The following is a 7,812-nucleotide window of genomic DNA, read 5'->3' on the forward strand; positions in this document are numbered from 1 at the left end:
TGCGAAAACAATAAAATACCCACCAAAGCTCAACAATATCCTTTAATCCCTTCCATATAAACTACGCATCTGTTGAATGATCTAGGGACACATATCATGTTTACAGATGGAAGAATTAAAACCTATGATGCTGTACGTGGGACTGGGAGTATTGAACTAAAAAATAATGCACAGGAGCTTAATTTTCAGTTAGATCAACTACCTTCACCTGAAATCGCGCCTCAAGTCGGAGAACGACTTAAATTTAGAATAATTGAAGAGCAAAATACGATTCAGCTGGAGAATATGGTACGTCTGGATATCAAGCATCAGGAAGAGTTCGTTTCTGAAGTAGTTGTATTACCATCTCTAGCTTCTACTTCTGCAATAGTCAATCCGGCACGCAATACTATTTTCTTTAGTCCCACACTGTGGTCGATTCTGGTAACAGCAATTGGATTTATGATATTTGGAGAAATTTAACTTAGGTTCTCATTTACTAAGATATTTGTCTCATCATTCAAATAAAAAAGCATCTTACGGTACTTTTTTATTTTTAGAATTTTCATCAGTTTTTGAATACAATAATTAAAAATATCAAACAATAGAGTGAATTATGTTTTTAGAGGGGAAGATCAAGACCTATAACGAAGAACGAGGTTTTGGTTTTATTGAGATAGCGGGTGAGTCAAAAGATTTATTCTTCCATATTAAAGACTTCCCAAATAAGAACGTGCCACCAAAAGTTGGGGAAAGTTTAAAGTTTCTCAAAGTACAGGATGCAGGCAAGTTTAAAGCAGATCATATTGTTCGTTTAGATATCTCATATCAAAAGACACCTTCAAAAATTGTTAGTCAACATAATGATCTTCAGATCGAAAGAGCAGTACCTTACCGTCAGCCTAAAAATTCAGTTTTATCAAAATTGATTACAGGCATTGGTTTAATCATTATCGTGATACTTGCTGTATTGGTTTATGGAAAATACCAAAACTATAAAATACAAAAGCAACAGCAACTTGAGCATTTAATGCAAGAACAAAAAAGGCTTGTTTCAGAACAACGTGCTGCTTTAGGTAACTTACCTGAACAAGGCCTAAGTGAACAAGGAAGGAAGAATTTAGAGGTATCCACAAATACTCCTATTAGAAGTACTGCCTCATCCACTTCAGTGTCTTCACCTTATCAATGTGATGGTAGAACCCATTGTAGCCAGATGCGCTCTTATGATGAAGCGGTATTCTTTTTGCGAAATTGCCCGGGTACTCAGATGGATGGAAATCATGACGGTGTTCCATGTGAAAGACAGTTTAAGGAAGAAATTAGTAAGAGACATTTGTTCAGGTAATAAAAAAGCGCCCTTAGGCGCTTTTTTATTTCAACAAAATTTTAAGCTTCACAGAATTTCATAAAGGCCTTAAGACCGGGGCCTTGATATTTCTGGCGGTGTACCAGCATAAATAAAGGACGGGTGAGTGACCAGAATGGAGTATCCAGAATCACCAGTTGGCCTTTTTCCTGCAAAGGTTCAATCGCTAGCTTGGAAATACAAGACATCCCTAAACCACCTGCCACAATCTTCAGAATCGCTTCATTATGGCCTAGAGTCAGACGGATATTGGCATCAGGTACATCTTTTAGTATGGCATTATCAAAGACTTCACGAGTCCCTGAACCTTCTTCACGTAAAATCCATTCAACCGATTTAAAATCTTCAGCAGTAAGCGGATGGTTTAGCTGAGCTAGGGGATGATCCGGCGCACAGCACACTGCGAGTTCATCATCGCGCCAATGAATACATTGCAGCTGCGGTAGATGACAAGAACCTTCAATCAGGGCCAAATCTAGCTGGAACTGATTCACAGCTTCAATCATTTGACGGGTATTGCCGACTTGCAGTTGCAAGTGAGCCTGTGGCTGGATTTTCAGGAAATCCGCCATCAGGTCTGGCATCAGATAGTCAGAAATGGTCAGCGTCGCACCGAGACGAAGATCGATGCTTTGCAGTTCACCTTTGGCTGCCTGCTCGAAAGCTTCACAGCGGCCAAGGATTTCAAGAGCTTGTGGGAGAAGAAAACGACCTAAGTCATTGAGCTGTAAACGCTTACCAAGGCGGTCGAATAAAGGCGCGCCAAGACCATCTTCTAAATCTGCTAAAGCCATACTCGCCGCACTTTGGGTGAGTTTGACTGCATCACTGGCTTTGGTGACGGTGCCTTCTTGAGCAACTGCTACAAAAACAGCCAACTGGCGTAAAGTCATGCGCATGAATAGAGCCTTAACATTTAAAAAATATTAATAAATTATGCTGTCATGCTACCATGAGCATAGTCTTTGATGCCACGTTTGAATCATGTCTATTGAAAAATTTAGCTTAGAAAAGGTTTTATCTGTACACCGTTGGACCAATACGCTGTTTAGTTTCACCATGACCAGACCTGCGCATTTCAAGTTTACGGCAGGACAGTTTGCGCGTATTGGCTTGAAAGTGGGGGATGAACTGGTCGTTCGGGCATATTCAGTCGTGTCATCGTCTTTTGATGAAACGCTGGAATTTTTTTCGATTGTGGTTCCGGAAGGGAAATTTACTTCGAATTTACAACATCTTAAAGTAGGCGATGAGCTCTACTTAGAGAAAATTCCCTATGGTTATCTGACTTTGGCACGTTATCAATTGCCATTGCCACAAGATTTATGGCTGCTTGGTACCGGTACAGGTCTGGCACCATTTTTATCCATGCTGCAAGACTTTGAAACCTGGAATAAATATAAACATATTAACCTGGTTTATAGCGTCCGTACGCAAGACGAACTGGCTTATGTCGACCGTATTCAGGAAATTGCCGAGAGCTTTGGCGAAGGTTATACTGGCTTTAAATTTATTCCAATCATTACCCGCGATCCTGAAGCAGTGCTTCATCATCGTTTACCTATTTTGATTGAGAATGGGGAACTTGAACGGGCAGCAGGACTTCAGCTTAATCCTGAAACCAGTCACGTGATGCTCTGTGGTAATCCGGAAATGGTTGAAGATACCAAAGAAGCGCTAAAAGCACGTGGCCTGACTATGAACCGTCGTGGTGAAGGAAATATTGCGGTAGAGAATTATTGGTAATCCTTTATCACCCTCTCGTTGGGAGAGGGATGGGGTGAGGGTTCTTAAATAATTTACCTCTCCCTAACCCTCACTTGCGCTAATTTAAAAAGCAGTGCTTTAAAATTAGCTCAGGAGAGGGAACTTAAGAAATTATCTTCTCGACTTAAAGCTGATATCCACCTTACGTGGGCGGAAGCGCCAACCCAGTAATAATAACAATACGGAGAAAATCAATACTGGCCAGTCGCTGAGTTTCATGTAAAGCGTTTCACCCTGCATGGCGGGTAACTCACCGCGGAGTATAGCTTCTTTATCCATAGGTGCATGTTTCACAATATGGCCATTGTGGTCGATGAACGCAGTTACCCCAGTATTGGTAGCACGAATAAACCAGCGACCATTTTCCTTGGCCCGCATTTGTACCATCTGTAAATGTTGCTGTGGACCGGCAGTGCCAGTAAACCAGGCATCATTAGATACGGTCACCAGAAAATCGCTTTGGCTGGCATTACGACGAGTCAGGTTTGGATAAGCCACTTCATAGCAAATCGCTGCACCTAAAGGATGGTTTTTCACATTTAATGGTTTCTGGATATCCGCGCCACGCGAGAAACCACTCACCGAAGGGTCGTTTTGTAGAGCTGGAAGTACCCAACTGAGTGCACCAGAGAGTGGAATATATTCTCCAAAAGGCACCAGACGCTGCTTCTTATAAAGTCCACTCGACTCATCACCGGTCGCCATAATGCTATTGTAGTATTTTGGCGTGCCTACTTCCTGTGACTCAGCCAGATCCCAGAACGGAATACCTGTGACCCAAGCTGTTCCAGATTTTTCTGCCTGAACTTTCATGGCCTCCAAGAAAGGCTCGATGTCGGTCTGGAACATCGGAATCGAAGATTCTGGCCAGACAATCAGGTCACGTCCCCATTCAGTCTTGCTCAAATTCGCATAGATCAGCAGGGTCTTTACCTGATATTCAGTTAACCATTTCAGATCCTGAGGGATATTGCCCTGAATCAGAGAAACGGTGAGCGGCTTTTCATTTTTTTCTTGCACAAAAGTCAGTTGTGCAGCACCCCAAGCACCCAATAACAGGAGTGCAGAGGGAACGATCCAGAAGACCCGTTTACTTAAGATTTCAACCAGTGCACAGGCCAGAACAATCACTACAAAGGACACCCCAAATACACCGAATAAAGGCGCGTAGGCATCCAGATAGAGCTCAGTAAAAGCATACCCTGCAAAGAGCCATGGGAAACCGGTAAATACCCAGGTTTTGGCCCATTCAAAGATCACCCAAAGTGGTGCGAAGGTAAGGGGTGTTTCCGGGAAAAAACGACGATAAATGAAAGTCTGAAGGGCAGTAAACAGTCCCATGACGATCGCCATGATCAGGATCATGATTACGCTCAGGAAAGCACTAGTATCGCCATACACATGAATAGAGGTATAGAGCCAGAATGCACCCACAAACCACAATCCAATTCCATAAGCCCAGCCAATACCAAAGGCCTGTTTCGCACTACGACCACGGACGCAAGCATACAGTAAGGCAGGAGAGAGAATCGCCAGCCACCAGTAATGATAAGGTGCCAAAGCCAGGCTAAAAATAGCGCCGGCAAATAAGGCAATCAATACAGGATAAATTAAGGCTAACTGCTTTTGCTGCTGGGCTGGATTTAATAATTTATCGAAATATGCTCTCATTGGCGCACAGCTCGAATTAAACGAATAGAACGTGAATCTGCCTCAAGAATGGTAAATTGCCAGTTTTCCAGTTCAATCGTCTGACCTTCCAGATCATTTACCAGACCGATTTCCTGCAATAACAAACCGCCCATAGTTTCCACTTCATCATCGGAGAAATTGGCATCCAGCATATTGTTAAAATGCTCGATTGGCGTCAGCGCTTGTACTACCCAGGTATTGGCTGTCTTCGGGTCTTGATCCGGAACAATATATTGTGCTTCTTCATCGGCAATATCATGTTCGTCTTCAATTTCACCCACAATTTCTTCGAGAATATCTTCTAGGGTTACCAGGCCTGAAGTTGTACCGTACTCATCAATTACTACCGCAATATGAGTCTGGGTATTTTTCAGCATACGCAGAACCTGGTCGGAACGCGCACTTTCCGGTACAAACAATGGCTGACGCATCAAGGCACGAATATCGACTTTGGAAGAAGGCTCGGTCAGGAAAGGAAGCAGATCTTTGGCCAGCAAAATACCAACTACATTATCCGGTTGATCCGATGAGAACACAGGGAATCGCGAATGCGCAGATTCAACTAAAACATGCAAAATTTCGAGAAGTTGGTCATCTTCCTGCAAGCTAATCATGGACGTTCTTGGCGTCATGACTTCACGAATTTTGGTGGCCGGCAGATCCAGTACGCCTTCCAGCATTGCAACAGTATCGGGTTCTAAAAATCGACGTGAATCTTGTACTAATTTTAGCAGTTCGTCGCGAGTTTCGGGTGCAGTTCCCAGCCATTTACGTAAGCCGCGCATACCCCACGACGGGCCTGATTCCTCGTGCATGATCTTTCCTAAAGACTCTTAATATCTAAAAAAACGTGATTTTATCATACCGCAGAAAATACGCTTGTCTATTGTAATTATGCTGCGCAGTCTTGATCCCGCGGGTCAGTATAGTTTTGTGAATTGGCTCAAAGCGTGAGCTGCAATGCGATAGCCGCTTTATGCTAAAATAAGGCTGATCTTAAATTCCTGAGTCTGTCGATGTCTGAAGCCGAAATTACGCCAAGCCTGCAATTGAATACCCGTGGATTACGCTGCCCTGAGCCAGTCATGATGTTGCATCAAGCCATCCGTAAGTCTAAAGCTGGTGATGTAGTTGAAGTTTTTGCTACGGATAATTCGACCTCTTGGGATATTCCAAAATTTTGCATGCACCTCGGCCATGAACTGCTACTCCAAGAGGAGCGTCTGGATGAAAATGGCAATAAAGAGTTCCATTATCTGGTGAAAAAAGGCGGTTAAGAGATTTTTTTGGGTAAACATTTGATTGATTTGCTTTTTAAAATAATCTGGATTTAAAAGTTTTAATTTGGAATTAATATAAGTTAGATGCTTTGGTCATCTTTAAAAGACACCAAGTAAAAAATAAACCCGCTTGTCAGCGGGTTTATTTTTTATCTCATCAGAGATTACATATTCGGGTAGTTCGGACCACCGCCACCTTCCGGTGTTACCCAGGTGATATTCTGAGATGGATCTTTGATGTCACAGGTCTTGCAGTGTACACAGTTCGCTGCATTGATCTGGAAGCGTTTTGAACCGTCATCATTTTCCATGATTTCATACACACCCGCCGGGCAGTAGCGCTGCGCAGGCTCATCCCATTTCGGTAGGTTCACATCTACTGGAATCGAAGCATCGGTCAGTTTTAAATGCGCAGGCTGGTTTTCTTCATGTACCGTGTTCGATACAAACACAGAAGACAGACGGTCAAAGGTCAGCTTGCCATCCGGTCTTGGATAGTTCGGCTTGAAGTTCACTGCATCGACAGTTTTTAATGCCTTAAAGTCTGGCACCAGATCATGCAGGGTGAACGGTACTTTAAAGATGTTCTGGTCGATGAAGTTAAATGCACCCCCCATCCATTGACCGAACTTGTGCATTGCCGGGCCAAAGTTACGCGCGCTGTACAGCTCTTCTTTCAACCAGCTGTTGTTGAACTTGTCTGTATAAGATGTCAGTTCTTTTACAAAGAAGTCTTCACCTTCAGTCACACGGGCAATCGCCAGGTCACCGCCTTTTTCTACACCGGCAGCAATCGCTTCAAATACCGCTTCACCACACAGCATGCCGGATTTCATTGCAGTATGTGAGCCTTTGATCTTGGCAAAGTTCAGGAAGCCTGCATCATCACCGATGAGTGAGCCACCCGGGAAGGTAAATTTCGGCAGGGAGTTAAAACCACCTTTGGTTACGGCACGCGCACCATAAGAAATACGTTTACCGCCTTCCAGATACTGTTTAATTAGTGGATGGGTTTTCCAGCGCTGCATTTCCATGAATGGATACATGTGCGGATTTTCATAAGACAGATCCACGATCATGCCCAGAGTCACCTGGTTGTTTTCAGCATGGTATAACCACCAGCCACCTGACGAACCGGTTTCAGATAAAGGCCAGCCGGCACCGTGCATTACCAGACCTGGTTTGTGTTTCGCTGGATCAATTTCCCAGAGTTCTTTAATGCCAATACCGTAGTGCTGCGGATCAGCATCTTTATCCAGATTGAATTTCTGGATCAGACGTTTACCGAGGTGACCACGACAGCCTTCAGCAAAAATGGTGTATTTGGCATGCAGCTCATAACCTGGCGCAAAGTTATGCGTCGGTTCGCCATCTTTGCCAATCCCCATGTCACCAGTCTGGATACCTTTCACCGTACCATCTTCATGATACAGAATTTCTGAAGCAGCAAAGCCCGGGAAGATCGATACTTCCAGTTCTTCGGCTTTCTGGCCTAACCAGCGCACCACGTTGCCCAGAGAGATGACATAGTTGCCATCATTGTGCATGGTTTTCGGCACCATCCAGTGCGGGGCTTCTTGTGATTTTTCATCTGAAAGAAGGAAGAAAGTTTTGTCTTCTGTCACTGGCACATTTAAAGGCGCACCTTCTTCTTTCCAGTTCGGGAATAGTTCGTTCATGGCACGTGGTTCAAGCACAGCACCCGAAAGAATATGTGCACCGACT

The 7,812-nt window shown here is 43.8% G+C and carries 8 protein-coding genes; 4 read left to right on the top strand and 4 right to left on the bottom strand.

Annotation, left to right across the window (positions count from 1 at the left end; all coding sequences use genetic code 11):
• Nucleotides 1-96: 96 nt before the first annotated feature.
• Complete coding sequence (locus B4J23_RS09765; protein WP_291360308.1) at nucleotides 97-462, top strand: hypothetical protein; 366 nt, start codon at nucleotides 97-99, stop codon at nucleotides 460-462.
• A 133-nt stretch (nucleotides 463-595) separates the two neighbouring features.
• Nucleotides 596-1,327, top strand: a complete 732-nt coding sequence (locus tag B4J23_RS09770; RefSeq protein WP_034702024.1) for a cold shock domain-containing protein — start codon at nucleotides 596-598, stop codon at nucleotides 1,325-1,327.
• Between the two features lie 41 nt (nucleotides 1,328-1,368).
• Here the strand turns inward: B4J23_RS09770 and gigC are convergent, their stop codons facing one another.
• A complete protein-coding gene (gigC, locus tag B4J23_RS09775) occupies nucleotides 1,369-2,247 on the bottom strand; it encodes a LysR family transcriptional regulator GigC (protein WP_034702022.1) in 879 nt (292 codons plus the stop codon).
• A gap of 85 nt (nucleotides 2,248-2,332) precedes the next feature.
• On the opposite strand from gigC, the gene B4J23_RS09780 reads away from it, so the two are divergent.
• Nucleotides 2,333-3,094: a ferredoxin--NADP reductase gene (locus B4J23_RS09780; RefSeq protein ID WP_291360311.1), complete on the top strand. Its 762-nt coding sequence runs from the start codon at nucleotides 2,333-2,335 to the stop codon at nucleotides 3,092-3,094.
• 132 nt (nucleotides 3,095-3,226) lie between these two features.
• Here B4J23_RS09780 and lnt read toward each other — a convergent pair whose 3' ends face one another.
• Nucleotides 3,227-4,786: an apolipoprotein N-acyltransferase gene (lnt, locus tag B4J23_RS09785; protein ID WP_291360313.1), complete on the bottom strand. Its 1,560-nt coding sequence runs from the start codon at nucleotides 4,784-4,786 to the stop codon at nucleotides 3,227-3,229.
• Entirely contained in the window at nucleotides 4,783-5,622 is an 840-nt protein-coding gene (locus B4J23_RS09790; RefSeq protein WP_004781742.1) for an HlyC/CorC family transporter, read from the bottom strand. Before B4J23_RS09790 ends, lnt begins: the two co-directional genes overlap by 4 nt.
• A 201-nt stretch (nucleotides 5,623-5,823) precedes the next feature.
• On the opposite strand from B4J23_RS09790, the gene tusA reads away from it, so the two are divergent.
• Nucleotides 5,824-6,084 (top strand): sulfurtransferase TusA, encoded by a 261-nt coding sequence (gene tusA, locus B4J23_RS09795; protein WP_004781744.1) that lies wholly within the window; start codon nucleotides 5,824-5,826, stop codon nucleotides 6,082-6,084.
• Nucleotides 6,085-6,251: 167 nt separating this feature from the next.
• On the opposite strand, the gene B4J23_RS09800 is transcribed toward tusA, so the two are convergent.
• Nucleotides 6,252-7,812: electron transfer flavoprotein-ubiquinone oxidoreductase (locus B4J23_RS09800; protein WP_291360316.1), on the bottom strand; the 1,561-nt coding region annotated here is incomplete at its 5' end.

It is taken from the genome of Acinetobacter sp. UBA3025, assembly GCF_002367915.1.
Classification (GTDB): domain Bacteria; phylum Pseudomonadota; class Gammaproteobacteria; order Pseudomonadales; family Moraxellaceae; genus Acinetobacter.

What these genes read in the sequence shown, in the direction of transcription:
- B4J23_RS09765 (WP_291360308.1), top strand. Translation starts at nt 97, where the DNA reads ATGTTTACAGATGGAAGAATTAAAACCTATGATGCTGTACGTGGGACT.
- B4J23_RS09770 (WP_034702024.1), top strand. Translation starts at nt 596, where the DNA reads ATGTTTTTAGAGGGGAAGATCAAGACCTATAACGAAGAACGAGGTTTT.
- gigC (WP_034702022.1), bottom strand. Translation starts at nt 2,247, where the DNA reads ATGCGCATGACTTTACGCCAGTTGGCTGTTTTTGTAGCAGTTGCTCAA.
- B4J23_RS09780 (WP_291360311.1), top strand. Translation starts at nt 2,333, where the DNA reads ATGTCTATTGAAAAATTTAGCTTAGAAAAGGTTTTATCTGTACACCGT.
- lnt (WP_291360313.1), bottom strand. Translation starts at nt 4,786, where the DNA reads ATGAGAGCATATTTCGATAAATTATTAAATCCAGCCCAGCAGCAAAAG.
- B4J23_RS09790 (WP_004781742.1), bottom strand. Translation starts at nt 5,622, where the DNA reads ATGCACGAGGAATCAGGCCCGTCGTGGGGTATGCGCGGCTTACGTAAA.
- tusA (WP_004781744.1), top strand. Translation starts at nt 5,824, where the DNA reads ATGTCTGAAGCCGAAATTACGCCAAGCCTGCAATTGAATACCCGTGGA.